Genomic DNA, 26,553 nt, shown 5'->3' on the forward strand with positions numbered 1-26,553 from the left:
TGCTTATATTGCTTTCGTTGAAAATGCGCGGGATTCCATTACTTTTAAAATCGCATCGGCAGTATCAAGTGAAGTAAATAATGGTACGCCATGTTCGACTGCTTCGCGTCGAATAATAAAACCATCTTGTGAAGCATTTTGACGATTTTTATCCATTGTATTAATGACCAGTTGTGTGCTTCCATTGCGAATTAAGTCAACTACGGTTGCTTCTTGACTTTCTTCGCTAATTTTAGCAATTGACTTCACAGAAAGACCATGACTGTTTAAGAATTTCGCTGTACCGCTTGTTGCTGTTAAACTAAAGCCAATTTCTGAGAAGCGCTTAGCTAAAGCTAGTGCTTCTTCTTTTGTTTCGTCAGCAATCGTAAATAAAGCTGAGCCAAATTCAGGAATACGTAAGCCAGAAGCTTCAAAAGCTTTATAAAGTGCTTTTTCTAAGTTAACATCGGTTCCCATTACTTCACCAGTTGATTTCATTTCTGGGCCTAAATAAGTATCGACCTTAAGTAATTTCGTAAATGAGAAGACTGGCGCTTTAATATGAACCATCACAGAAGTTGGAACTAAACCAGATTTGTAACCTAAATCTTTTAGTTTTTCACCTAAAATCGCTTTGGTTGCAACTTGAGACATCGGGATATCAGTTACTTTACTTAAGAATGGTACCGTACGACTTGCCCGTGGATTCACTTCAATGACATACACAGTCTCATCATGAATAACAAACTGGATGTTCATCATTCCAATACAGTTTAAGCCAATCGCTAAACGTTTCGTATAGTCTTCAATCGTTTGAATAATCTTATCTGAAAGATTTTGTGGCGGATAAACAGCCATTGAATCTCCTGAGTGAACACCTGCGCGTTCAATATGCTCCATAATTCCAGGAAGTAAAACTGTCTCACCATCGCAAATCGCATCGACTTCGCACTCTTTTCCAAGTAAATAACGGTCAATTAAGACTGGATGTTCTGGCGATGCTTTCACCGCGTTTTCCATATAGTCTTCCAAATCGTGTTGATTTTCGACGATTTCCATACCACGGCCACCTAAAACATAGCTTGGTCGTACAAGTACAGGATAACCGATTCTTTCAGCGATTACGACTGCATCTTTTGTATTCGTTGCAGTATCTCCTAATGGTTGTGGAATACCTAACTCTTTCAAGGCTTTCTCAAATAAATCACGGTTTTCAGCACGATCGAGATCCTCAATGGTTGTCCCTAAAATTTTAACGCCCGCTTTAGATAAAGGCTCGGCTAAATTAATCGCTGTTTGACCACCAAATTGAACAATCACACCGACTGGTTGCTCAAGATCGACAACGTTTAGTACATCTTCTAACGTTAATGGTTCAAAATATAATTTATCTGAGATAGAAAAATCAGTTGATACAGTCTCTGGGTTGCTATTCATAATAATGGCTTCGTAACCAAGTTCTTGGATTGCTTTAACGGAATGCACTGTTGCATAGTCAAACTCAACCCCTTGACCAATCCGGATAGGACCGGAACCTAGTACAAGCACCGATGGTTTTTCACTACGGACACTTTCGTTTTCTGTTTCATAGCTACCATAGAAATAAGGCGTGTTTGATTCAAATTGAGCCGCACAAGTATCAACCATTTTATAAACTGGTTTTAAGCCTTTTTCTAATCTCAACTCACGAACGGCTATTTCTGACATGTTCCAAAGTTCACCAATTTTACGATCGGCAAAGCCATTTTCTTTGGCGATTTTTAAAATAGCAAAATCATTTGGATTTACGGCTAATTCGCGTTCAATTTCAATAATATGTAAAATTTTATCCAAGAACAATGGGTCAATTTTTGTTAGGTCATTTAGTTGTTCAATCGTGTAATCGCGACGGAATGCTTCTGCTACGTAGAATAAACGATCGTCTTGAGCTTTAACGAGTTTTGTTTGCAATTCTTCTTCTGAAACATCAGCCAACTCAGCAAGCTCGATATGATAGGCGCCAATTTCTAACGAACGAACCGCTTTTAAAAGTGATTCTTCAATATTACGGCCCATTGACATCACTTCACCAGTGGCTTTCATTTGTGTTCCAAGTAGACGTTCGCCTGATTCGAATTTATCAAACGGCCAACGCGGGATTTTTGAAACAACGTAATCGATCGTCGGTTCAAAAGCAGCAAAACTTGTTCCAGTTACAGGATTAATCATTTCATCTAATGTTAAACCAACCGCAATTTTGGCTGCAATTTTGGCAATTGGGAATCCAGTTGCTTTACTTGCCAAAGCGGAAGAACGTGAAACACGCGGATTGACTTCAATCACATAATAGTTAAAGCTATCCGTATCTAAAGCTAACTGAACGTTACAACCACCTTCTATTTTTAAGGCGCGAATGATATCTAGTGACGCATCACGTAACATTTGGTGTTCATAATCCGTTAACGTTTGACTTGGCGCTAATACGATTGAATCTCCTGTATGAATTCCCACCGGATCGAAGTTCTCCATGTTACAAACAACGATGGCGTTATCAGATGAATCACGCATCACTTCATATTCAATTTCTTTATAACCAGCAATACTACGTTCAATTAAACATTGAGTAGCTGGCGATAATTTCAAACCATTTTCTGCAATATGGCGTAACTCTTCTTCGTTATCACACATACCGCCACCAGTACCACCCATTGTAAAGGCTGGACGAACAATAATTGGATAGCCAATTTCGTTGGCAAAATCAACAGCTTCTTCCACCGTTGTTACGATAACTGATTCTGGGATTGGTTGGTGCAATTCTTCCATCAATTGTTTAAATAAATCACGATCTTCTGCTTGGTCAATCGCTGAAAGTTTTGTTCCTAGTAATTCGATTGAAAGTTCCTCTAAAATACCCGATTTGGCTAATTCAATCGCCATGTTTAATCCAGTTTGACCACCTAGTGTAGGTAAAAGCGCATCTGGTTGTTCTTTACGCAAAATGCGAGAAACAAATTCAAACGTAATCGGCTCAATATATACTTTATCAGCAATTTCTTTATCCGTCATGATTGTCGCTGGATTTGAGTTAACTAAAACAACGTCATAACCTTCTTCTTTTAAAGCTAAACAAGCTTGTGTTCCTGCGTAATCAAATTCGGCTGCTTGACCGATAATAATTGGACCTGATCCGATAACCATAATTTTTTTAATATCTGTTCTCTTTGGCATTAGTTGCGCTCCTTCCATGCATCCATCATTGCTAAAAATTCATCAAATAAATATAATGCATCGTGTGTTCCAGGTGAGGCGTCCGGTTGGAATTGTACGCCCATCGCTGGATATTTAGTATGTTTGATTCCTTCTACCGTTTTATCGTTGATTTCTTCATAAGTCACGACTAAATCAGTCTTTTCAATGCTTTCACGATCAACGACATAACCATGGCTTTGAGCACTAAAATGAACTTTATTTGTTTCTAAATGACGAACTGGATGATTCCCATGGTGTCCAAATTTCATTTTTACCGTATCTGCTTGATTGGCAAGTGCTAATAATTGGTGACCTAAGGCAATCCCAAAAACAGGCACTTTATCTTGAAGTTCTTGAATCGTTTTTAAGACATTTGGTAAACTTTTTGGATTGCCCGGTCCGTTAGTTAAAAGTACACCATCAGGATTAATCGATAAAATCTCTTCTGCTGATGTGGTATAAGGTAATACCGTTAAGTTACATTGACGCTTGACTAATTCACGCATCGTACTATGTTTTAAGCCAAAATCCAAAATCGCAACATTGCGACCAACGCCTGGATTAGGGTAAGGTTTTGTTGTAGAAACTTGCTCGACTTGATTCGTTGGTAAAACAGCGGCTTTTAATTGATCGTAAGCATGCGAGAAGGTATCTCCTGCATCAACAATACTTGCTTTCATTGTTCCGTATTCACGAATTTTACGTGTTAATGCCCGCGTATCAATCCCTGAAATCCCCGGAATGCCTTTACGTTTTAAAAATTCATCAAGTGTCATTTGACTACGCCAATTGCTCGCTAGTCGTGCATGCTCTTTAACGACAATTCCTTTACATGTTGGAGAAAGTGATTCAAAATCATCACGATTAATCCCTGCATTACCAATTACTGGATAAGTAAAAGTAATGATTTGCCCATTGGCACTTTGATTGGTGATGGTTTCTTGATAACCAGTCATACCTGTTGTAAAAATAATTTCTCCAAAAACATTTGATTCTGCTCCGAAGCCAGTACCTTCAAAATAAGTACCATCTTCTAAAATTAGCCAACGTTTCATCCTATTCCCCTGCCTTTTTCCAAGCGATTTCCCCATCTACTAGAGTGAGGATTGTATCTCCATATAATTTCCATCCTACAAAAGGTGTATTAATACTTTTTGATAGGAATTGATGGTCATCTACGACATATTCTGTTTCTAAATCAAAAATTGCTAAATCAGCAGGACCGCCGATAGTTAGCCGTCCGACTTCTAACCCAAAAATAGCTGCTGGTTTAATCGCCATCCAATCAACGACTTGCTCTAATGTAAAAATACCTGTTTTAACAAAGTGTGTATAAATCATTTGGAAAGCATATTCTGATCCGACAATTCCAAATGGTGAATCGACAAAACTTTGATTTTTCTCTTCATGACTATGTGGCGCATGATCGGTTGCAATACAATCAATCGTACCATCTAATAAACCTTCGATTAATGCTTTTTGGTCTTCGTTGCCACGTAATGGTGGGTTCATTTTCCAATAACCGTTATCTTCTGGAATATCTTCATCGACTAAAACTAAGTGATGGGGACAAACTTCACACGTTACATGAATCCCTGCACGTTTTGCTTCACGAATCACGCGAACACTTTCTTTACTTGAAACGTGACAAACATGATAATGAACACCCGTTTCTTCTGCTAAAAGTAAATCTCGAGCAATTTGGGAAGATTCCGTTGCACTAATAATTCCCGGTAAGCCTAATTCTTCCGAACGTTTACCCGCATGCATCACACCATCAAATAGTAATGATTCATCTTCAGTATGTGCAACAATCGCCATATTATTTTTTGCAGCTTCTTTCATCGCTAAGTACATCGCACCAGCCGTCTGCACACCAACACCATCATTTGTATAAGCAAAGGCGCCCGCTTTTTTTAAGCCCGCAAAATCAACTAAACGTTCACTTCTTAGCTCTTCCGTAATTGGTGCATATTGTAATACCTTTACAACCGCATCGCGATCAATAATTGCTTGCACTTGTTCAAATTTCTCAACTGTATCAGGTACTGGATTTAAGTTGGGCATTGCGCAAACTGTCGTAAAACCGCCTCTTGCGGCTGCTTTGCTCCCTGTTTCGATTGTTTCTTTATACGTAAATCCTGGTTCTCTAAAGTGGACATGAACATCAACTAAACCTGGTGTAACTAATTGACCTTTTGCGTCAAAAACTGTTTCAAAATCACTTTCATTGAAAGCTTCACCAATTGCATGAATTTTTCCTTCTTTAATCCAAACATCAACTTTCGTCAATTCATTATCGTGAGAAACGATTCTACCATTTTTAATTAATGTACTCATTATTACTTCCTCCTATGATCTTCCTGTCAACACGGCTTCTAAAATAGCCATACGCATATAAACACCGTTTGACATTTGTGTGATAATTCGTGATTGCATTGCCTCAACAAGTGAATCTGCTAATTCAACATCACGGTTAACAGGTGCTGGATGCATGATGATTGCGTGTTTTTTCATACGTTCTGCCCGTTCTTCTGTCAAACCAAATTTTTGATGATACTCTTCTTTTGAAAAACTCTCTTCGCCATCGTGGCGTTCATGTTGAACACGTAACATCATCATCACGTCAACTTCTTCAACTAATTCATCTAAAGGTAAGTAATGACCATAGACTTCAAATTCTTCGGTATACCATTCATAAGGACCTGAAAAGAAAACTTTTGCACCTAATCGTTTTAACATTTGCATATTTGACTTTGCCACACGTGAATGCGTGATATCCCCGACAATTGCGACCTTCAAATTCTCAAAGGTACCAAATTCTTCATAAATGGTCATTAAATCAAGTAAACATTGTGTTGGATGTTGACCACTACCGTCACCACCATTAATAATCCCGCATTGAATCGTTCGGCTTTCAATTAATTCATCATAATAATGCTCATCTCCATGACGAATAACTGCCACGTCGACCCCGATTGCGGACATGGTTAAAACCGTGTCATATAGTGTTTCCCCTTTTTGTACAGAACTTTTTGATTCTTCAAATTCAATCGTTTCGATTCCTAATTTTCTTTCGGCAACTTCAAAGCTTTTATGTGTTCGAGTACTATTTTCAAAAAATAAGTTCGTTGCAAAATATTGTTCTTTTTCTGGATTCCATTTTGCGCCTTTTTTGAACTCCTGCCCCCGATGGATTAAACCCATGACTTCTAAGTCAGATAATGCTTCAACTGACAATAAATGTTTTAAACTAATACGCTCTGATTGAATAATCATGCTTTTTCCTCCTAGTTAACTCTCTTCGCTACGAGATGTTTCTGGTAAGATCAGATTTAAGAAGATACCTAAAACCGTCGCTAAAGCCATTGCCGATAAAGTAAATGTTCCAACTTCTAAAACTAAGCCACCGATACCAACGACTAGAATGACCGATGCAATTAACAGATTCTTTTTCTTATCTAAATCAATTTTGTTCTCAATTAAAATTTTCAACCCACTTGCCGCGATGACACCGAATAATACGAAGCTAATGCCTGAAATAACCGGATTTGGAATACTTAGAATTAAAGCGCTCATTTTACCGACAAATCCCAATGCCACTGCGAAAACGGCTGCTCCAGCAATTACGAAAACACTGTGGACGCGTGTAATGGCTAAGACACCAATATTTTCACCGTAACTGGTTGTCGGTGGTCCACCAATTAAACCTGCGACAATTTGAGCTGCCCCGTCGCCAGCCAAAGTTTTGCTTAAACCTGGATTTTCAAAGAAATTACGTTTCGTCAGTTTGTTTAGTACCATTAAATGACCGATATGTTCAGTCATTGTGACAAAAGCGATTGGGGCCATTGTGACGATTGCACCAATTTGTAACGTCGGTTGGTATTGAACAAAAGGCATTTGAAATTCTGGCATTGAGAACCAACTAGCATTTGCAATAATACTCGTATCCACAATTCCTGTCAGTAAGGCAACGATATAGCCACTTACAATTCCTAGTAAAATTGGGATTAAGCCCAAGAAACCTTTGAACCACATATTGAAGAAAATTGTTAAGGCTAGCGTTACTAAAGCCACAAAGACATATCTGAAGTCATAATCACCAGCAGGGTTATACATCGCGCTGTTGGCCGCATTAGCCGCTAAACCTAGACCGATTACCATAACTACTGGACCAACAACGATTGGTGGTAAAACTTTATCCAACCAAGCAGAACCAATTTTCTTAACGATTAAAGCGACGATTAGATAAACGAGACCCGTAGTCATCGCACCTTGCGCGATTGCAGGATAACCTTGACCTTGCCCCTTCATCAACATCTGCATCGCGGCAATAAAAGCAAAACTACTTCCAAGATAAGCAGGAATTTTTCCTTTTGTGATAAATAAGTAAACAATTGTTCCAAAACCTGAACTAACTAGGGCAATCCCTGGATCAATTCCGACTAAACGTGGCACAAGAACTGTTGCACCGAACATGGTAAATAAATGTTGTAAACTTAAACCTAGCCACGGGAGCATCTTTGGTTTATCACTAATATCTAAAATTGCGTCTGGATTTCTAAATATATCTTTCATTTGACTTCCTACCCTTCTTTATACAACATAATTCGGTCTTTTCCATCGTATTCTTCCATTTCAACGACGATTTCTTCGGTTAATGCTGTAGGAATATTTTTCCCAACAAAGTCTGGTCGAACAGGTAATTCACGGTGTCCTCGATCGACTAAAACAGCCAGACCAATTCTTTTTGGTCGTCCAAAGTCCATTACCGCATCAAGTGCTGCACGAATGGTTCGTCCAGTGAAGAGTACATCATCAATTAAGATCACTTCTTTGCCTTCTAATGAAACTGGAATCGCTGAGTCATGTAGTTTGGCTTCTTCTAATTCGACTGATTTATCATCACGGTATAGCGTAATGTCTAATTCACCTACGGGTACTTCTATATTCTCTAATTCTTTTAAGCGTTGAGCAATTCTTTCAGCAATAAAAATCCCACGTGTCTTAATCCCGATTAAAACAACATTTTCAATTTCTTGATACCGTTCAATAATTTCATAAGTAATTCGTGTAATTGCTCGTTTCATCGTCAATGCATCGACGACTTCTTTTTCAATCATGTTGCATCCTCCTTTTTTTTTGCAATAAAAAAACTCCTACCCGTTATTAGGTAGGAGTGAACATTTCATCAGAATACGGCTATACAAAAATAACCATAGCTATTTATAAAATGATACAAAGCGGCCTTGTTCGCAAACAAGCGTCATCTGTATACTCTCTGCCTTCTTAGCCTCACGGGACTACACTTAAAGGTCGTTATTTATTTTTTAACTGAGCTAACTATACACTTAATTGCCTCAAAAAGCAATTTATTTTCTTAAATTTTCTAAAGTTTTTCGAAACATTTCTGGAATCTCTACTTCAAAAATCATTTCCTTATCGCTTGTCGGGTGTTTAAACCCTAATAACCTCGCATGTAAATATTGACCGTTGCCCGGCAACGTTTTTCTTGGTCCATAAACAGGGTCGCCTGCTAAAGGAAAACCAATATACTGCATATGCACACGAATTTGATGCGTCCGTCCGGTTTCCAATTGTAGTTCAACTAAAGTAAATTGTTCAAAACGTTCTAAAACACTAAAATGGGTAACAGCTGGCTTTCCTTCAGCCATGACTGCTTGCATTTTACGATTGTCTTTTGATCGACCGATCGGCGCGTTGACTGTTCCTCTTTCGTGAGAAATATTCCCGTGAACCAACGCGACATATTTTCGCAATGATGTTTTATCTTTTAATTGTTTGGCTAACGACTCATGTGCTTTATCATTTTTAGCAACCATTAATAGACCAGAAGTATCTTTATCAATCCGATGAACTATCCCTGGGCGAATCACATCATTAATTGTCGATAAGTTTTCCAAATGATACAACAATGCATTGACAAGTGTTCCATTTGGATGTCCAGCTGATGGATGAACAACCATGCCTTGTGGTTTATTAATGACGGCCAAATCATCGTCTTCATAGACAATTTCAAGCGGGATATTTTCTGGCATTAAGTCTAACGTAATCGGTTCAGGAATTGTAATTACAATCTCATCCCCCGCTGCGACTTTACGATTGGCTTTAATGATTTCACCATTGATGGTTACGACATCTTCTTTGAGCCAAGCTTGGATTTGTGAACGACTATAGTCTTTTAAACGGTGCACTAAGACTTTGTCCACGCGTCCCTTTTCAGCTTCTATAACAACTTTAATTTCATTTTTCATGTTTGCTTCCTTTCAATTTCTCCTCAAATAAAGTGTAGATAAAAATGAATGCGACACCTATAAATAAGGAGACATCGGCTACATTAAATATTGGAAAATTCATAAATTCTGTTTGGAACATGTCAACAACATAACCTAAACGCATGCGATCAATAAAGTTCCCAATGGCTCCCGCTAAAACAAAAGACAAACCAATGGTGAAAATCCAGTGTTCTGTACGGTGCTTAATCAATAAGTAGGTCACAACAGCCACTGCTATCATGGTAATGATAAAGAAAAATCCCATTCGACCTTCTAAAATGCTCCAGGCCGCACCTGTATTTCGGATATAGGTTAAAGATAGTACTGACGGAATAAACTCCATCGTTTCATGCAAAGAAATATTGGCGACTGTCCAATATTTAATCCATTGATCGATTCCAATTAAAACAAGGCTGATTAAAAAATATACCGCTAACATACTTCCACTCTTTTCTTATATATTTATCATATCTTTCGGGCGGATAATTCCTAATAAGCTACCATTTGGATGCCCATTTTTTGTAATTAAAATCGATTCTAGGGTGGCATTTTGCTTGAACATTTGCTCAACTTGCGCAATCGGGCAATCCGCTGCCACAAATTCATAATTAGTTGTTTTGCCATCTTTTAAAATTAAGTCATTTGCAGTTTTTCCAGTTAAAACAATTTCTCCTGACTGACTTTCTTTGGCTGTCCAGTAGCCAATTTCACGTAAAGTAATCAGACTTAAAAAGTGCCCTTTATCATAAATTGGAAATTGCGAATAACGTTTTTGAGCAACAATCTTAAAGAGTTCAGTTAATGGTAGTGTTTTTTCAAAACCAGTCACTTTTTTGCCAAAACGAGGTAAGACGTGCTCTGGTTTTAGCAATTCCTCTTCAATCATCAAAATACGATGTAAAATCCACTGATTCGGTTCGGCAATAATGAAACCCTCTCCAATATGTTCATGCACAATTGCATTGCGTAATTGTGCAATTTGTAATAAATCTCCTTCGTACTTTTTAACTGGGAGATCATTACGGTGAGAAAGACGACGGACCATCTGGGTAAATCCCATGTTCTTCGGTGAACCAAGTTCTTCTTTAAAGCGTTTTTCAATACGATTAAAACTGGTTAAAAATGTTAATGCCTGGCTTCCCATCTAATCCCTCCTTTCATCAACTTCTTGTTCTTCTAGTTTAACTTTCTCCGACAATTCATCATTCAATAATTGACACAACTCTTCTATTACTTTAGGTGAGAACAACCCTTCAAAAACTTTCGACTTGTAATAAATCTTTAAATGATTCTCAGAAATAACTACTTGATCAATTTGCTCAAATGAAAGTTTCTTTTTTCGAAAAAAGCCATAAGAAATTTGGATACTTTGCTCAGAAAATCGAATAAATTGTTGGCGACTAAAAGCGATAAAAACTAAAAATAAGAGGAAGAAAATGAGACTCTTCCAATGAAAAGTCGCTTTTTCTAAGCTTAAGATCATTGCTAGAAAAAACCAAAAAAAAGTAATTGACCAATAAATAATAGCGTATGAGATTTCATGTTTCCAATGAAATTTACGTTCCATTTGTTCCCCTTTCTGACGTATAATAAATGCAAAGACTCAAAAGGAGGGATTATCAACAATGATTAAAGCATACATTGATGCATCAACCAAAGGAAATCCTGGGCCTAGTGGTGGTGGCATCGTCTTAGTTGGTGATAATTTGTATTTACAAAAAACCGTTATATTGTCTACTTTAACAAACCACCAAGCGGAGTTTGCAGTATTAATTGCTCTTTTGGAATATCTAATTCAAAAAGAAAAAACGCAAGAAACGATTTTTATTTTTACAGACAGTAAGATTCTAGCAGAAACGATCGAAAAGGACTATACAAAAAATAAAGATTTCATTGATTATTTAACTAAAATTCAAGAGTTACTCACACTTTTTAAACTAGTGATTATTCAGTGGATTCCCGAAAATAAAAATAAAGGCGCTGATCATCTCGCTAGACAAGCTTTACAAAAATCACTAAAACTACAAAATCGGAGACAATAGTCGCGAAAAAGCTTGCTTGAATCGAAGCCATTTCGACTGCGCTTGAATCATATCACTTGTTAACAAGGTCGATTCAAGCAGATCGGCTTTAAAAATTGCCGCGAGTTCATCTGTAATCTCCTGATTATAAGCAAATGCGCTAACCTCAAAGTTTAAAGCATAGCTTCGAATATCTTGATTGGTTGTTCCAAAAGAAGAAAGCTCATGGTCGACAATCATCGTTTTAGCATGTAAAAAACCGCCATTGTAAATGTAAATTTTCGCCCCTTTTTTATGTAAGAAATTTGCATAATATTGTGTTGCCCGATAAATGAAAGGATGATCAGGCATACTTGGAATCATGATACGCACATCAACTCCGGAACGAACAGCAATACTTAGTGCATCCAACATGGAGTCATCAGGTATTAGATACGGTGACTGAATCCAGACTCTTTTTTTGGCGCTTAAAATCATTTTTATAAAACCGCCTTTTAAAATCTGGTCCTCATCATCAGGTCCATCGGCAACCACTTGTAATTGGGTTGTGCCATATTCTGCTTTTTCCGGAAGACGAAAATACTTTTCATCGTACTCTAAATAGTCTTCTGGTTTCGATACCGAAGCATTCCAATCGCGCAAGAAAATCTCTTGCAGACTAAAACTAGCCGTCCCAATGATTCTCGCATGGGTATCTCGCCAATAACCAAAGCGTTTTGTTTCATTTAAGTATTGGTCTCCGACATTAAATCCACCTGTCCAACTTATCTTCCCATCAATTACAACAATCTTCCGATGCAAATGGTAGTTCAAACGCGTCTTACGGATGAAGTCGCGTGCAGTAATAAATGGTAAGACTTTTCCACCAACCGCAATCAGTGGTTTAAAAAATCGTTCCGTCGTTCTCCCACCGAAAGGATCAAATAAAACACGAACCTTAACGCCCTCTTTGGCTTTTTGAATAAGTAAGTTTAACAACTGATTACCAATACAGTCGTCAAAAATCGCATAGTATTCCATATGAATGGTTTCTTTTGCTTTTCGAATATCTCTAAATAATTCACTAAACTTTTGTTGGCCGTCTATAATAATTTTGACTTGGTTTCCTCGAGTAATCGGTGATTCTTCAGAGTAATCGAAATAGTCTTTTAAAAGTTCAACACTTTTAGAAATCTTCCCATCATCAAATCTTTGATTATGCTCTTCAATAATTTCACCAATCTCACTAATCCGCTGTTGGTGATGACTATTCAATAAATAGATAACTTCCCCGTCGATTTTTCGTCCCACAAATGCATATAATAAGAACCCGATTCCTGGCAAAAAGATCAAAGCCATCATCCATGCAAAAACACTCGCAATTGAGCGCGGCCGACGAAACACAGTAATTAAAGCACCAATCGTATTAATCACTAAAAAAAGAAGAAGTATTTGCAGTGCGATATTGATATTTATTTTATGTAACCAATCCATCCGACTTTTTCTCCTTTATAACAAGTAATTATGATCAAACGTTATTTTAAGCTGGTAACTCTTATTTAGATCGCGAAGTTCACGAGCGATTTCAGTCTTAATTTTATCCTCAGAAAGTTGATTGCTTTCTGGTACTACCAAATCAAATTCAAGCATCAGCTTATATCGAATCCTAAAATCGTGCATACGGAAATCTCCATTTAGTTTTTTTAAAACCTTTTTCAAAATTTGTTTCATCTCGACATATTCTTCGCTATTAATCATCACAGGGTCGATATGGCAAACAAGATGGACGCCAAGCTTTTTACTAATGTCACGTTCAATTAAATCAATTACATCATGCGCCTGGTTTAATGACCATTGACTGTTGACTTCAATGTGAACAGAAGCAAAGCTTTTTTGTGGACCATAATTATGAATGAGTAAATCATGGTAACCCAAAATATTCGGATAACGGTTCAATCTCTCTTCAATTTGTCGAATTTCTTTTTCTGCTGGGCGTTGTCCTAAAAGTTCGTTCACAAAATCTCGTACCATCAAAAGTCCACTTATCGTAATGTAAGTAGCTAAAATAAATCCAATGTAACCGTCAATCCGCAAGCCTGATATCCGTTCAATTAAGACTGAAAATAAGACCGCACTCGTTGTATACACGTCATTAAAACTATCTTTAGCATTGGCAATAAGTGTTTGTGAATCAATTTTAGTCCCTGCGTAACGATAAGCAATGCCTTGATACAATTTAATAATAATTGAGAGAAACAAAACAAGGAGTGTTATCCATGAAAAATGAATATTTGTTGGATTCATTATTTTTTCAATTGACGTTTTAAAGAATTGTGTCCCAACGAAAGTAATTAAAATAGCAACTCCTAGTCCAGTCACATATTCAAAACGTTCATGGCCATATGGATGGTCCTTATCTGCCGGTTTTGAGGCAATTTTAAAACCAATCAGTACAAGAACTGACGAAATACTATCTGAAAAGCTATTCATCGCATCGGCCATAATCGAAACGGAATTGGCGGATAGACCAATAATTAACTTACTGAGAAACAAAATGAGGTTCGTTAGTAAGCCAAAAATCCCCGCAAGTAAACCAATCTTTCCTCTTAGCATTTCTTGGCGATATTTCTTCTCCATTCTACTAATAAAAAAACGAATCATTTTTTGTTTCCTACTTTCTTGACTCTCTATTATTCTACCGTTTCTTGCGAATGGTTTCAATCGATAACCTTAAGTAAATAACGGTTGCATCAAGTCAATATCTCTTAAAAATAAAAATTAGTAATAAAAATTTTAAAAACTTCAAAATCCTCATGGAAATTCACGAGGACTTGAAGTTTTCTTTTTATTTGGTTGCTAACCAATTGGCAACTTCTGCTAATGCATCTGGAATACCTGCTGGATTTTTACCACCCGCTTGAGCCATATCTGGACGGCCACCACCGCCACCGCCAACTTTTGGCGCAATTCCTTTAATTAAATCACCGGCTTTAACCCCTTTAGCAATTGCTTCAGGACTTGCTGCAACAAGTAAATTAACTTTATCTTCATTCTTTGTTGCTAAAACAAGAACTTCAGAAACGGCTTTTTGTTTCCATTGATCGGCTAATTGACGTAATTGGTTCATGTCTTTAACAGAAACTTGAGTCGCGATGTAAGTTATACCGTTACTTTCTTTAACGTCTTTAAATAAATCACCTGCTTGTTGATTGGCTAATTTACTTGCTAATTGTTCATTTTCTTTGTGCAATTCACGTAGTTGTTGTTGTAATTGTTCCACTTTATTAACAACGTCTTTTAGTTGTGTGGATTTGACAATTTGTGCAATTTCTAGGACTTGGTTTTCTTTTTCTTGCAAGAACTCATAAGCTTCTTTACCAGTTACTGCTTCGATTCGGCGAACACCTGCACCAATCCCTGATTCCGAAATAATCTTGAAGATCCCTATCGCTTCCGTATTTTTGACGTGATTTCCACCACATAATTCAATTGACCAATCGCCAACATTGACAACACGGACTTCTTTACCATATTTTTCACCAAAGAGTGCCATTGCGCCCATACCTTTTGCTGTCTCAATATCAGTTTCAACTGTGACAACTGGTAAAGCTTCCCAAATTTTCTCCTCAACAATACGTTCCATTTGAACCAATTCTTCAGCTGTAACTTGTCCAAAATGAGTAAAGTCAAAACGTAAATAGTTTGCTGTTACTAATGAACCTGCTTGGTTTGCATGATCACCTAAAACTTCTTTTAAAGCTTTATGTAATAAGTGAGTTGCTGTATGATTTTTCAAAATACCATTATGGTTTGCAAAATCAACTTCTAATTTATAAGTTGTGCCAACTTTTAATTCGCCCTGTAAAGTGATTTGGTGTAAATGTTGTCCATTTGGTGCACGTTTTACATCCGTTACTTCTGCAATTAATTTGTTGTTTTCGTCTAAAATAACGCCTTTATCGGCTACTTGTCCACCCATTTCAGCGTAGAAAGGTGTTTTAGCAAACATCACTTGTGCTTCACCTGTTGTTAGTGAGTCAACGAGTGTTTCATCTTGAATTAAAATCAGTGCCTCACTAGCAACACTTAACATATCATAACCAACATATTGACTTTCAACTTTAATATCTGTTAGTAAGCCTGATTGAACGTCCATTGATTTTTCTGTACTACGAGCAGCACGAGCACGTTCACGTTGTGCGTTCATCTCAGCTTCAAAGCCTTCATGATCGACTTTAAATCCAGCTTCTTCTGCAATTTCTTCTGTTAATTCAACAGGGAAACCGTAAGTGTCATACAACTTGAAGATTGTTTGACCATTTAGAGTCGTTTCATTTGCTTCTTTTAACTCGGATACGACTTGGTTTAAGATATCTAACCCTTCGTTAATTGTTTCATGGAAACGACTTTCTTCTGTACGGATTACTTTTTCAATAAATTCACGTTTTTCTAAGACTTCAGGATAGTAGCTCTCCATGATTTTACCAACCACTGGTACTAGTTTATATAAGAAGCCCTCGGTAATCCCTAGTTTTTGTCCATGCATTACAGCACGACGTAATAAACGACGTAATACATAACCACGGCCTTCATTTGAAGGCAATGCACCATCACCAATTGCAAATGATAAAGCACGAATATGGTCAGCAATAACTTTAAATGAAGTATCAATGATTGGATTCTCACCATAAGTAGCCTTACCACTGATTTTTTCAACTTCTTTAATGATTGGCATAAACAAATCTGTTTCAAAGTTTGTTGGAGCATTTTGTACAATTGATACGACACGTTCTAATCCCATACCCGTATCAATGTTTTTGTTTGGTAATGGTTCATAAGTATCATCTGCTTTGTGGTTAAATTCAGAGAAGACTAAGTTCCAAATTTCTAAATAGCGTTCATTTTCGCCACCAGGGAAGTTTTCGGGATCGTCTTCAGCTACGTCATTAAACTCTTCGCCACGGTCATAAAAAATCTCTGTACATGGACCACTTGGCCCTGCACCGATGTCCCAGAAGTTATCTTCTAATTCAATCACATGATTTGTTGGCAAACCAACTTCTTCTAACCATAGGCGTTTTGCTTCCACATCTTTTGGATAGACTGTTACAAATAGTTTTTCAGGATCAAAAGCAAGCCATTGTGGTGAAGTTAGAAATTCCCATGCCCAATGAACCGCTTCTTTTTTGAAATAATCGCCAATTGAAAAGTTCCCTAACATTTCAAACATGGTATGATGACGCGCTGTTTTCCCAACATTTTCGATGTCATTCGTCCGAATTGATTTTTGAGAATTGGTCATTCTTGGGTTTTCTGGTGCAATGGTACCATCAAAATACTTTTTCAATGTTGCTACACCTGAGTTAATCCATAATAATGTCGGATCATTAACTGGAACAAGTGACGCACTTGGTTCAACACGGTGTCCCTTTTCTTTGAAGAAATCCAAATACATTTGACGCACTTGTGCGCTTGATAATTGTTTCATTTTTACTTTCCTTCTTTCCTTTTTTAGGACAAAAAAACATCATTGCAAGACAAGGACGTCTACACGCGGTACCACCTTGTTTGCAATGATGTTCGATCATTACCTCTTCATCTCGCTAACGCTGAGTGGCGTTGGTATTTCTACCAAGGAATCCAAGGGAGCCTTCTACTTTGTTTCTGGTTTTTCTCTCAGCTTTGAAAAACTTTCTGTACAGAAGTTAAAAAATAAAAGATGTCCTTTTCTACTATTGAAGTATAAGAAACTTTTCATGAAAAGTCAATCACAAAGATTGTTCTATCAGGAGATTTTAAACTTACTCGATAAGGATAATTCTTGAATTAAAATGACGCTCTATAAAATAGACAGCTTTTGTAATTTCTGCAAGGCTGAAATTTTCTCCAGGTGATGAAATCACCCATTTGTCTTCAACATCATCCGCTCTTTTAATAACCGCTATCAAAACACCTTTAAACGTTTCCAGTGGTTGAGTAACACTTTTCGACAAAATATAGGCGTCTTGTTCTTCACCGTCGCCACCCATCACGCCTGCAACATAACCATAATTTATTGGATAGTGGTTACCAAAGGCATCGATATAACCAATTGGACGATCTACAATGACATGAAGCATTTCCATTCTTATCCTCCCATCTAAATTATTCAGAACGAATAATTATCGCTTTTCGATAGGCATAATCCATTGGTTTTAAAATTTCTTCATTCGCTCGTAGCTTGCGTGAACGATAATAAGTCGCCAAAGGTAATCGATCGAACAATGGAATGCCCACATCTGCCATTTTTTCAAGTTTTAAAAACGGGGAATCGGTCAGTTCCCAATAGCTATTCGTTGTTGAGACGGCTAATCCAAACATATTATAATCCGTTATTTTAGGACGCTGATCGAGGTAGCGAGGCCAACGGAACAATTTTCGCGTTCCCGCACCTAACGCATATTCCCAAGCATCCTCATCTAACAATTCAAAAAGATCGGCCTCTACTTTTTTCTTTAGTGAAGTGTAAGTCTCATTTTGATGCGTAAAAATTTGATACGTATCTGAATCCCTATCGCTTCTTGCATAAAAAATATTTTCTTCAAAAATCTCAGCCGCTTGCATGATTTCAAAGCAGTCTTCTAAAGTCATCGCCCCTTTAAAATATTGACGAACCGTCTCTTCAATTGGTAAAAACGCTTCTACAACCCCTATAAATTCACCTGTGACTGTATTTAACTCGCCAATCGACTTCGCTCCTACTGGCAATGCGCTTTTTTGAACAAGCATTGGTGGAATGGAAACTTTGCGTAAAGGGCTCGTTGATTCATTGACAAATGCATCCCATTCTTCGGTTGTTTCTAAACCATAACTTTCCTTGAGTTTTAAATAATAAGTCGATTCGATGTTGCCATCGTGCTCCCAAGCACTAACAGGTAACCCTTGTGTTCCAAAATTCCATCCCAAAATCGCCTCTTGATTCCCTGGAATTAAGACAAAACGTTCACTGTCAATTGAGCATTCAAACGTTTCACACTTGACACCGCCCAACTCAAAATTTGTATATTCAACATCAGAAATATATTTTAAAGGACTGACAAAATACATTAATACTTGATTCATTACTTGAAGTCTTAATTCCGGCGATAAATTTTTCCAATTAATCCACTCTAACGCTTCAAAAAAAGTCACTTTGCTCCCCACCCTTTTTCTTTTCGTGATTCTCTTTTTAGTATAGCACGAATCAAAAAAATCAACTAAAACATTTTTATTTGCTTTAGTTGATTTATTAAAATTATTGGTTTGAATTTTTCTTAGATTTGCGCGCCGTACGACTTGTTTGACGGTTTTCTAAACGACGTTTGGCTTTACGATCTTTATCAATCGCCCATTGAATTTTTTTCTTATAACCAGGTTTAACATTTTTCTTTTTCTTAAAGACCATCGCTTGAATTTTCGGATCCAATTCATCACGCGATTTCTCACGTTTTTTACGACGATTTCGATCATAAGTGTCAACAATTTCACCATTTTTAATTTCTTTTGGTTCAAATTCGACACCTAATTTTTCAATTTCAGCAATCGCTTGTTCATTACTTGGGCTATACAATGTAATAGCTGTCCCAGCTAATTGATTACGACCCGTACGACCCACACGGTGAATAAAGAAATCGAGATCTTCAGGAATTTCAGCATTAATAACGTGAGAGACACCTTCGATATCAATTCCTCGAGCAGCTAAATCGGTTGCGACAACGTATTGATACTCTAAGTTTTGTACTTGACGCATGACTTTTTTACGGTCACGAGGTGTAATATCCCCATGAATTTTAGCAACTTTCAAATCTTTTTCGATTAAATAACTCGCAATTTCATCGACTCTTGATTTTGTATTCGCAAAAACAATTGCTAAATAGGGATGTCCGACCGTTAATAAATTGTAAATTAAACGATTCGTATCTTTTCCTTTAGTTGAAATTAACCAGTTTTCAATGCTTTCTGAAATAATCGCTTTCGGACGAATTTCTTCAATTAATGGATTTTCCATATATTTTTTCAAGAATGGGCGTAGTTTTTCAGGAATCGTCGCTGAAAAAACAAGCATTTGTAATTTATCTGGTAATTGACCAGCGATTTGGTCGACTTCTTTTAGGAAACCTAAATCAAGCGTCATATCTGCTTCATCAATTACTAAGGCTGTTGCCGTATAAATTTTTAGAGCTCTTTCATTAACTAAGTCTAAAATACGACCTGGCGTTCCAACAACCACATGCGGCTGTTGATTTTTTAAACGATTCATTTGTCTTTGTTTATCTGTCCCACCCACATAGTTTGCCACACGCATTTCAGGATTTGAAAAAGCGGCAACTTGTTTGGCTTCTTGATAGATTTGAGTCGCTAACTCACGACTTGGTGCCGTAATAACTACTTGGACTTGATCTTTGGTCGCGTCAATTTTATCCATTAGTGGTAATAAAAAGGTATGTGTTTTTCCACTCCCGGTTTGTGATTGCCCCACGACACTGCGGCCTTCTTGAATTACCGGAATTAACTTACTTTGAACTTCAGTTGGTTCGGTAAACTTTTTTTCTTCTAGTGCTTTGTAAATAAATGGTTGGAATGCAAATGATTCAAATGACATTCAAACACCTTCTTTCTTATAACATCTTTGTGATTATAACACATTCACTTTTGAAAACCTACTTTTCAGAAAATAAAATCAATATCTTCAAAGGAAATCCGCTAAAAAGAGCCGCGACAACCTTGTCACAGCCCTCTAATTTTCCCTTTAAACATGCCATTCTGCATAAAACTGGTCTAAAAATTGTTCCATAAACTGTTTTCTTTCAAATGCTAAATTACGCGCATAAGTCGTATTCATTTTATCGGGTAATAAAAATAATTTTTCATAAAAATGATTGATGACGGTTGACCCTTGACGATATTCTGCTTTACTTGTAAAAGTCTTTGGTTTTATTTCTTCATCATAGATTGGATGACCATGGCCACCACCGTAATAGGCTGTTCTTAAAATACCCATCGCACCGACTGCTTCTAAACGATCAGCATCTTGAACAATTTTTCCCGCTAAACTTAAAGGTTCGGCATCGTCTGTTAATCCTTTAGAATAAGACATATTTTGAATGCTATGTAAAATATCCTTCATTTGTCCTTCACTTACCTCTAAGCCCGATAGTAGCGCTTCAACTTCTTTGACTTTACTAGCAACGTCTTCCACCACTTTATCATCAATGACATCATGAAGATAAGCACTCGCTTGAACAACGAAAGAATCCACACTGAGTTGATCACCTTCTACAATCATTTTAGCGTAATTTGCGACTCGTTGAACATGTTTAAAATCATGACCCGACTTTTCATTTTCCAATTCTTTACGTGCAAATGCAATCACATGCTCGATTTTATTACTTCGCATCAGTAGTCTCTCTTGGTTCTCTTGGCGGTCTAGTTCCCCAATATTGGAATAAATCGGTTCTTAAAGCACCATTGTATAATTTACGTTTTTTCGTGGCTTTTTCGCCATAAAACTCTTCAAACATCAAATCACTGGTAATAATGTACTTACTCCAGGTTTTTAACGGTCTAAAGACTTGTCCCATTTCTTTATACAGTTGACGAACGCTTTCTGCTTCACCTAAACGTTCACCATAAGGTGGGTTGGCTACAATTACACCGTATTCTTTCGTAATATGGATATCTTTCACAGCTTGTTGCTTAAAGGTAATCGAATCACCTAAACCAATTTCATCGGCATTTTTTTGAGCAATCTCAATTAAACGGCCATTAATATCAGAACCGGTAATATCAAGAACCACATCGTAGTCCGCTGCTTCGTCAGCTTCTAATCGAACTTTGTCAAAAATTTCTGGTTTAAACCAATCCCATTTTTCACAGGCGAAATCACGGTTAAAGCCTGGCGCAATATTATGACCAATCAGAGCCGCTTCAATACAAAGCGTTCCAGAACCACATACTGGATCATAAAACGGACGATCTTTACGCCAATTTGTTAACATCACAAGAGCTGCTGCCATATTTTCTTTCAGTGGAGCGCCACCTTTTTCTAAACGGTAACCACGTTTAAACAAACTTGGTCCGGTTGTGTCTAAAGTCACCATCACGTGGTCTTTTAACAAAGCTACTTCTAATTGGAATAAAGCACCCGTTTCAGCTAAAGGAACCGATGCTGGACGGTGATAGTACTCGCGTAAACGATTAACAATTGCTTTTTTTGTAATCGCTTGGCAATCGGGTGTACTGTATAATTTTGATTTAATTGATTTACCTGCTACAGGGAATTCAGCATCTAATGGCAAGAAATCTTCCCAAGGTAAGGCTTTAACTTTTTCAAATAATTCATCAAAAGTATACGCATCAAATTCGCCTACAACAATCTTAATTCGATCTGCCGTACGCAACCATAAGTTTGTTTGAGCGATCGTTTCCATCGTTCCTTTAAATCGAGCGCGCCCATTTTCAACTTGGCACTCAATCCCCATATCTCGCAACTCTTTACCGACTAATGCTTCTAATCCACTTGCTGCCGTTGCAACAAGGTTAAATGTTTGATTTTCTTTCATAATTGTTCTCCTTTTGATAAAAAAATCCTCCCGTAACGGAAGGATTCCCCTGATAAATTGTGATTTTCTATAAGCCATGTTTTGTCCAATTCTTTTTTACAGGGAAAAAAGAATATGGATAATCATCTATCTGCAATTTTCATTGCCCTTTTGTCCCGTTCATTTCCGTTACAAAAAGCGCCCCTACCATAATGTTTGGGTTGCTCACTCGAGGGGTTTACCGCGTTCCACCGCTTAAATTTCTCTAAGCGCTTCGTCACTGTGGCACTTTCAAGGGTACTCAAGCATAGCTTACACCTTAGCTCTTTTTCCTGCCGTTATCTTTAAAAAAGATACCCTAGCTTATTTTTTCACTAGGCACGAACACTACAAACATCGCAGTTTGTGTGAGCATGGACTTTCCTCAGCTTGATCAAGTCAAACCGCGATTATCCGAAAATCACAAATTGTTTCACTTTTTAGCAATTAAAATTGACGCGTTTTTCCTAAATCCTCGTCATCTGAAAAAGTTGGCGTAATTGCGCCAACGCTTGCACTATCAGATTCTAATTTTTTACCAAACACTTCTTTTTCTAAATTCGATAAACGTTTTAGAATATCAAAATTCGTCACTGCTTGGCTTTTAGGCGCTTCTGTTTGAATACGTGAAGAAATTGATTGACTCTTTGTCAATTGGGCTACTTTAGCGTTTAAACGATCATTTTCTTCTTGTAAAGTTAAAATTTCACGATTGTACGCTTCATAATCTTTGATAATCCCATCTAAAAATTCATCTACTTCAACGGGGTCGTATCCACGCATTTTTGTTTTAAATTCTTGTTGTAAAATATCTTTTGCGGAATAAATTAAATTTGCCATATAAACACCTCATGAGTTAAATTCTGCTAAAATCAGCCTACTTAACCTATTCTACCAAAAAAGGCGGATAAATCAAATAGAATCGCCAAAATATATTGCATTTTCTAAATCATCCATCGTTATTTGTTGAATAAGATATGCTTGCTGCTCTTGAAAATGACGGGCGTCTTTTAAAAAGTAGCTAGTCTTCCCTGGATAATCTTCATCATAGACAAGCAGACAGCCTTTGGTTTTCTCTAGTAAAAATCGGGTATGGTTCTTCAACTGAGAAGGGTTTTGATATGGTTGATGACTCGTTGAATTGACATAGTCTGCTTGTAGTTTGACGGTATTTAAGAGTTGCTGATTTTTCTCATTCCAATTTCCACCCCAACCTTCGAACGGGAAAATGAGTGCAAGTTTTATTTCTGGATAAACTTTTTTTAATTCAATGACAACTTCTGCGGCCCACAATTCGACACCTAAATTTCCCGAGACGATAACCCACTTTAATCCGTCTTCAATTAGTGTGATTAAGGCTTCTCTTATCACTTTCTTAATGATTTTAATCTTCATATCTTTGTCTTGAAAGACGCCGATTTCGTAATTTCGATAACCGGTAATAATGAGTGCTTCTCTTGTTTTCATGAACTTACCTTTTCTTTCTATTTAGCTTTTTGCTATAATGTTCTACAGGAGCGTGATTAAATGGCAATTAAATACCCCAATGGTCACCTACCATTGTATAATGAAGTACGAAAAAAACAACTAAAAAGAGCATCTCAAAAAACAACATTTTCAAATCGTGGAATGCGATTTGAAGAAGCCATCAACCAAAGTAATGATTATTACTTGAATCATGGCATTGCTGTTATTCACAAAAAACCAACTCCTGTTCAAATTGTAAAGGTTGATTATCCAAAACGGAGTGCGGCGGTCATTAAAGAAGCTTATTTTAAAGACGCCTCGACCACTGATTATAACGGTGTTTATCAAGGGCATTATCTTGATTTTGAAGCAAAAGAAACAAAAAACAAAACCTCTTTTCCTTTACAAAATTTGCATGAACATCAAATTAATCATATGCGTCAATGTCTCACGCATCAAGGAATTTGTTTTATCTTACTTTGGTTTTCTAGCTTAAATCGTTGTTTTTTAATCGATAGTCAATATATTGTCGAAGCTTGGGAAAAGCAGGAAATCGAAAGAAAGTCGCTTTCCCTGACTCAAATAGAAAAAATCGGAATTGAAATCACTGTGGGAATTGCGCCAAGAATTCCCTTCATCAAAGCAGTCGATCAATTGATTGAATCAAAGGAGAAATAAGAATATGCCAAATGAAACACCATCAAGAACCACCCGACACAAGCAACAGCCGAAAAAAAATCAACAAAAAAAGCTACCCAATAAGAAAAAGAAAAAATCATTCGGCTCAATCTTTTTAAAAGTGATATTAGGACTCGTTTTTATTGGCTGTATACTCTTTTTAGGAGGCGTAGGCCTTTTTTGGAGCTATGCCAGTAATGCACCTGAACTTGATGAAAAACGTTTAGAATCGCCAAATTCTTCAAAATTAATTGCTATGAATAATGAAGTTTTCCAAGAACTTGGAACAGAAAAACGTGAAACGATTACTGCAACTGAAATCCCTAAATTACTTGAAGACGCCATCATCTCTGTTGAAGATCGTCGTTTTTACAAACATATCGGAGTCGATCCAATCCGGATTGTCGGCTCTGCCCTTTCAAACGTTAAAACAGGTGGTATGCAAGGTGGAAGTACTTTAACGCAACAATTAATTAAACTATCTTTCTTTTCAACAGCCGCCTCTGATCAAACATTAGAAAGAAAAGCGCAAGAAGCTTGGATGGCCGTTCAATTAGAAAAAGAAAAATCAAAACAAGAAATATTAACGTACTATATTAATAAAGTTTATATGTCAAATGGTCTTTATGGCATGCAAACTGCTTCAAAAGCTTTCTATGGTAAGGCACTGGATGAATTAAATTTAGCCGAGACAGCTTTAATTGCCGGGCTACCTAACGCCCCTTCTTATTTTGATCCTTATGCCAATCCCGAAAATGCAAAAGATCGTCGTGATATTGTCTTATTTACAATGAAAGAAAACGAGAAAATCACTGAAAAAGAGTATCAAGAAGCGATTGATACGCCAATTGATGCTGGCCTGAAAAAACTAAGTGGCGGGAATAACACTTGGAAATATTACGATAATTACATCAAAGAAGTCATCGATGAAGTTGAAGAAAAAACAGGTGTAGACGTCTATAAAGACGGTGTTGAAATTCATACGAATATCGATATAGAAGCGCAACGACGTTTATACGATATTGTCAACACTGATCAATATGTCGCATATCCCGATGCGGATATGCAAGTAGCTGCGACTTTAATTGACGCAACTACCGGAAAAGTCACCGCCCAAATCGGTGGTCGCAATATTGAAGAAGGAACAATGCTAGGTAACAACTTAGCGGTTAGCACAGCACGTGACTTAGGTTCGACGGTTAAACCGATTACTGATTATGCCCCAGCTTTTGAGTTCAATAAATATTCAACAGCTAAAACGATTGTTGATGAACCATATAAATATAAAGGGACAAACATTCCTGTAATGAATTGGGATAATCAATACTGGGGAACCATGTCTTTACGCCGTGCATTAGTTGAATCGCGTAATGTCCCTGCCGCTAAACTTTTTGAAGATGTTGGCGCAGACAATATTGCAGAATTTTTAAGTCGTTTAAATATTCAATATGAGTCTATTGAACAAGCCAATTCGATTTCAAGTAATACAAGCACACAAGAAGGTACTAAATATGGAATTTCTAGCTTAAAATTAGCAGCAGCTTATGCGGCTCTTGCCAACGGCGGAACGTATCACGAACCTCAATATGTTAACAAAATTGTTTTTGAAGATGGTTCTGAAGAAGTCGAGGCTTTTAAAACCAGAGGTACAAAAGCGATGGAAGAAACAACCGCTTATATGGTTACTGATATTTTAAAAGGTGTCATCACTTCTGGAACCGGAACGAATGCAGCGATTAACGGACTTTACCAAGCAGGTAAGACCGGAACATCCAACTATTCAAAAGAGGATATCGAGCGAATCAACTCTCCTTATTCAGTAACGCCAGATTCAACTTTTGCGGGTTACACAAAGACTTATTCACTGGCTGTCTGGACGGGCTACAATAATCAAAAAACACCGATTGTGGGTGACAATACTCGTATTGCTAGCGATGTTTATCGTGAATTAATGCAATTTGTCTCTGCCTCTGTTGTGAACAGTGACTGGGAAATGCCAAAAGGCTTAACTCGCATTGGTAATGAATTGTATTTTGAAGGCCAATATGTCGAACCAGTCAAACCATCGAAAACCAAAGAATCAAGCAGTAGTTCTAGTGAGTCCTCTACAGCGGAGAGTACCGAGACGACAGAAACTAGTGAAGTTCCTGCTAGTACAAGCAGTAGTAGCCAACCTGTTGAACCGACCCCTCCCCCAGTGGAATCTAGTAGCGAAGCACCTATTGTACCACCAACTACACCGCCGGCTAGTAGTTCCGTAGTCCCTCCAATAGAGCAAACACCACCAGCTACACCATAATT

General features: G+C 37.3%; 23 protein-coding genes and 1 other RNA gene. 3 read left to right on the forward strand and 21 right to left on the reverse strand.

Annotation, left to right across the window (positions count from 1 at the left end; genetic code table 11):
* Positions 1-3: 3 nt before the first annotated feature.
* The 10 genes from carB to ACFO3L_RS03625 all read right to left on the reverse strand — a co-directional run bounded on the left by carB (position 4) and on the right by ACFO3L_RS03625 (position 11,076).
* Positions 4-3,189 carry a carbamoyl-phosphate synthase large subunit gene (gene carB, locus ACFO3L_RS03580; protein WP_379963912.1) on the reverse strand — a complete coding sequence of 1,062 codons (3,186 nt, stop codon included), beginning with the start codon at positions 3,187-3,189 and terminating at the stop codon, positions 4-6.
* On the reverse strand, positions 3,189-4,265 hold the full coding sequence (locus ACFO3L_RS03585) for a carbamoyl phosphate synthase small subunit (RefSeq protein ID WP_379963914.1): 1,077 nt from the start codon (positions 4,263-4,265) through the stop codon (positions 3,189-3,191). The genes carB and ACFO3L_RS03585 overlap by 1 nt, the downstream gene beginning before the upstream one ends.
* A gap of 1 nt (position 4,266) precedes the next feature.
* On the reverse strand, positions 4,267-5,550 hold the full coding sequence (locus ACFO3L_RS03590; protein ID WP_379963916.1) for a dihydroorotase: 1,284 nt from the start codon (positions 5,548-5,550) through the stop codon (positions 4,267-4,269).
* 12 nt (positions 5,551-5,562) lie between these two features.
* Entirely contained in the window at positions 5,563-6,489 is a 927-nt protein-coding gene (locus ACFO3L_RS03595) for an aspartate carbamoyltransferase catalytic subunit (protein WP_379963918.1), read from the reverse strand.
* Between the two features lie 15 nt (positions 6,490-6,504).
* Complete coding sequence (locus ACFO3L_RS03600) at positions 6,505-7,791, reverse strand: solute carrier family 23 protein (protein WP_379963920.1); 1,287 nt, start codon at positions 7,789-7,791, stop codon at positions 6,505-6,507.
* A gap of 8 nt (positions 7,792-7,799) precedes the next feature.
* Complete coding sequence (pyrR, locus tag ACFO3L_RS03605) at positions 7,800-8,336, reverse strand: bifunctional pyr operon transcriptional regulator/uracil phosphoribosyltransferase PyrR (protein WP_379963922.1); 537 nt, start codon at positions 8,334-8,336, stop codon at positions 7,800-7,802.
* 249 nt (positions 8,337-8,585) lie between these two features.
* On the reverse strand, positions 8,586-9,488 hold the full coding sequence (locus ACFO3L_RS03610; RefSeq protein ID WP_379963924.1) for an RluA family pseudouridine synthase: 903 nt from the start codon (positions 9,486-9,488) through the stop codon (positions 8,586-8,588).
* Positions 9,478-9,948, reverse strand: a complete 471-nt coding sequence (gene lspA, locus ACFO3L_RS03615; protein ID WP_379963926.1) for a signal peptidase II — start codon at positions 9,946-9,948, stop codon at positions 9,478-9,480. The genes ACFO3L_RS03610 and lspA overlap by 11 nt, the downstream gene beginning before the upstream one ends.
* Positions 9,949-9,963: 15 nt before the next feature.
* A complete protein-coding gene (locus tag ACFO3L_RS03620; RefSeq protein ID WP_379963928.1) occupies positions 9,964-10,653 on the reverse strand; it encodes a hypothetical protein in 690 nt (229 codons plus the stop codon).
* A complete protein-coding gene (locus tag ACFO3L_RS03625; RefSeq protein WP_379963930.1) occupies positions 10,654-11,076 on the reverse strand; it encodes an EbsA family protein in 423 nt (140 codons plus the stop codon).
* 58 nt (positions 11,077-11,134) lie between these two features.
* Here ACFO3L_RS03625 and ACFO3L_RS03630 point away from each other — a divergent pair, with 58 nt between their 5' ends.
* Positions 11,135-11,551 (forward strand): ribonuclease HI family protein, encoded by a 417-nt coding sequence (locus tag ACFO3L_RS03630; RefSeq protein ID WP_379963932.1) that lies wholly within the window; start codon positions 11,135-11,137, stop codon positions 11,549-11,551.
* Here ACFO3L_RS03630 and cls read toward each other — a convergent pair.
* The 11 genes from cls to ACFO3L_RS03685 form a co-directional block, all read right to left on the reverse strand.
* On the reverse strand, positions 11,531-13,003 hold the full coding sequence (cls, locus tag ACFO3L_RS03635; RefSeq protein ID WP_379963934.1) for a cardiolipin synthase: 1,473 nt from the start codon (positions 13,001-13,003) through the stop codon (positions 11,531-11,533). The two genes, ACFO3L_RS03630 and cls, sit on opposite strands and share 21 nt — an antisense overlap.
* Before the next feature lie 15 nt (positions 13,004-13,018).
* Positions 13,019-14,170: a cation diffusion facilitator family transporter gene (locus ACFO3L_RS03640; protein ID WP_379963937.1), complete on the reverse strand. Its 1,152-nt coding sequence runs from the start codon at positions 14,168-14,170 to the stop codon at positions 13,019-13,021.
* Between the two features lie 184 nt (positions 14,171-14,354).
* Positions 14,355-16,997 carry an alanine--tRNA ligase gene (alaS, locus tag ACFO3L_RS03645; RefSeq protein ID WP_379963939.1) on the reverse strand — a complete coding sequence of 881 codons (2,643 nt, stop codon included), beginning with the start codon at positions 16,995-16,997 and terminating at the stop codon, positions 14,355-14,357.
* Between the two features lie 313 nt (positions 16,998-17,310).
* A complete protein-coding gene (locus ACFO3L_RS03650; protein WP_379963941.1) occupies positions 17,311-17,634 on the reverse strand; it encodes an inorganic diphosphatase in 324 nt (107 codons plus the stop codon).
* 19 nt (positions 17,635-17,653) lie between these two features.
* Positions 17,654-18,679, reverse strand: a complete 1,026-nt coding sequence (locus tag ACFO3L_RS03655; RefSeq protein WP_379963943.1) for a DUF7278 family profilin-like fold-containing protein — start codon at positions 18,677-18,679, stop codon at positions 17,654-17,656.
* A 103-nt stretch (positions 18,680-18,782) separates the two neighbouring features.
* Positions 18,783-20,129 (reverse strand): DEAD/DEAH box helicase, encoded by a 1,347-nt coding sequence (locus tag ACFO3L_RS03660; protein ID WP_379963945.1) that lies wholly within the window; start codon positions 20,127-20,129, stop codon positions 18,783-18,785.
* A 147-nt stretch (positions 20,130-20,276) separates the two neighbouring features.
* Positions 20,277-20,924 (reverse strand): HD domain-containing protein, encoded by a 648-nt coding sequence (locus tag ACFO3L_RS03665; protein WP_379963947.1) that lies wholly within the window; start codon positions 20,922-20,924, stop codon positions 20,277-20,279.
* Positions 20,914-22,089, reverse strand: a complete 1,176-nt coding sequence (locus ACFO3L_RS03670; protein WP_379963949.1) for a THUMP domain-containing class I SAM-dependent RNA methyltransferase — start codon at positions 22,087-22,089, stop codon at positions 20,914-20,916. Before ACFO3L_RS03670 ends, ACFO3L_RS03665 begins: the two co-directional genes overlap by 11 nt.
* Positions 22,090-22,154: 65 nt before the next feature.
* An RNA gene (gene rnpB, locus ACFO3L_RS03675) (RNase P RNA component class B) lies at positions 22,155-22,529 on the reverse strand.
* A gap of 25 nt (positions 22,530-22,554) precedes the next feature.
* Positions 22,555-22,947: a cell division regulator GpsB gene (gene gpsB / locus ACFO3L_RS03680; protein WP_379963951.1), complete on the reverse strand. Its 393-nt coding sequence runs from the start codon at positions 22,945-22,947 to the stop codon at positions 22,555-22,557.
* A gap of 72 nt (positions 22,948-23,019) precedes the next feature.
* Positions 23,020-23,574 carry an SLOG family protein gene (locus ACFO3L_RS03685; protein ID WP_379963953.1) on the reverse strand — a complete coding sequence of 185 codons (555 nt, stop codon included), beginning with the start codon at positions 23,572-23,574 and terminating at the stop codon, positions 23,020-23,022.
* 60 nt (positions 23,575-23,634) lie between these two features.
* Here ACFO3L_RS03685 and recU point away from each other — a divergent pair, with 60 nt between their 5' ends.
* Positions 23,635-24,252, forward strand: coding sequence for a Holliday junction resolvase RecU (gene recU / locus ACFO3L_RS03690; RefSeq protein WP_379963955.1), 618 nt, complete (start codon positions 23,635-23,637; stop codon positions 24,250-24,252).
* Positions 24,253-24,256: 4 nt separating this feature from the next.
* Positions 24,257-26,551 (forward strand): PBP1A family penicillin-binding protein, encoded by a 2,295-nt coding sequence (locus tag ACFO3L_RS03695; RefSeq protein WP_379963957.1) that lies wholly within the window; start codon positions 24,257-24,259, stop codon positions 26,549-26,551.
* Positions 26,552-26,553 lie beyond the last annotated feature (2 nt).

The organism is Enterococcus eurekensis (genome assembly GCF_042654605.1).
Lineage (GTDB): Bacteria > Bacillota > Bacilli > Lactobacillales > Enterococcaceae > Enterococcus_I > Enterococcus_I eurekensis.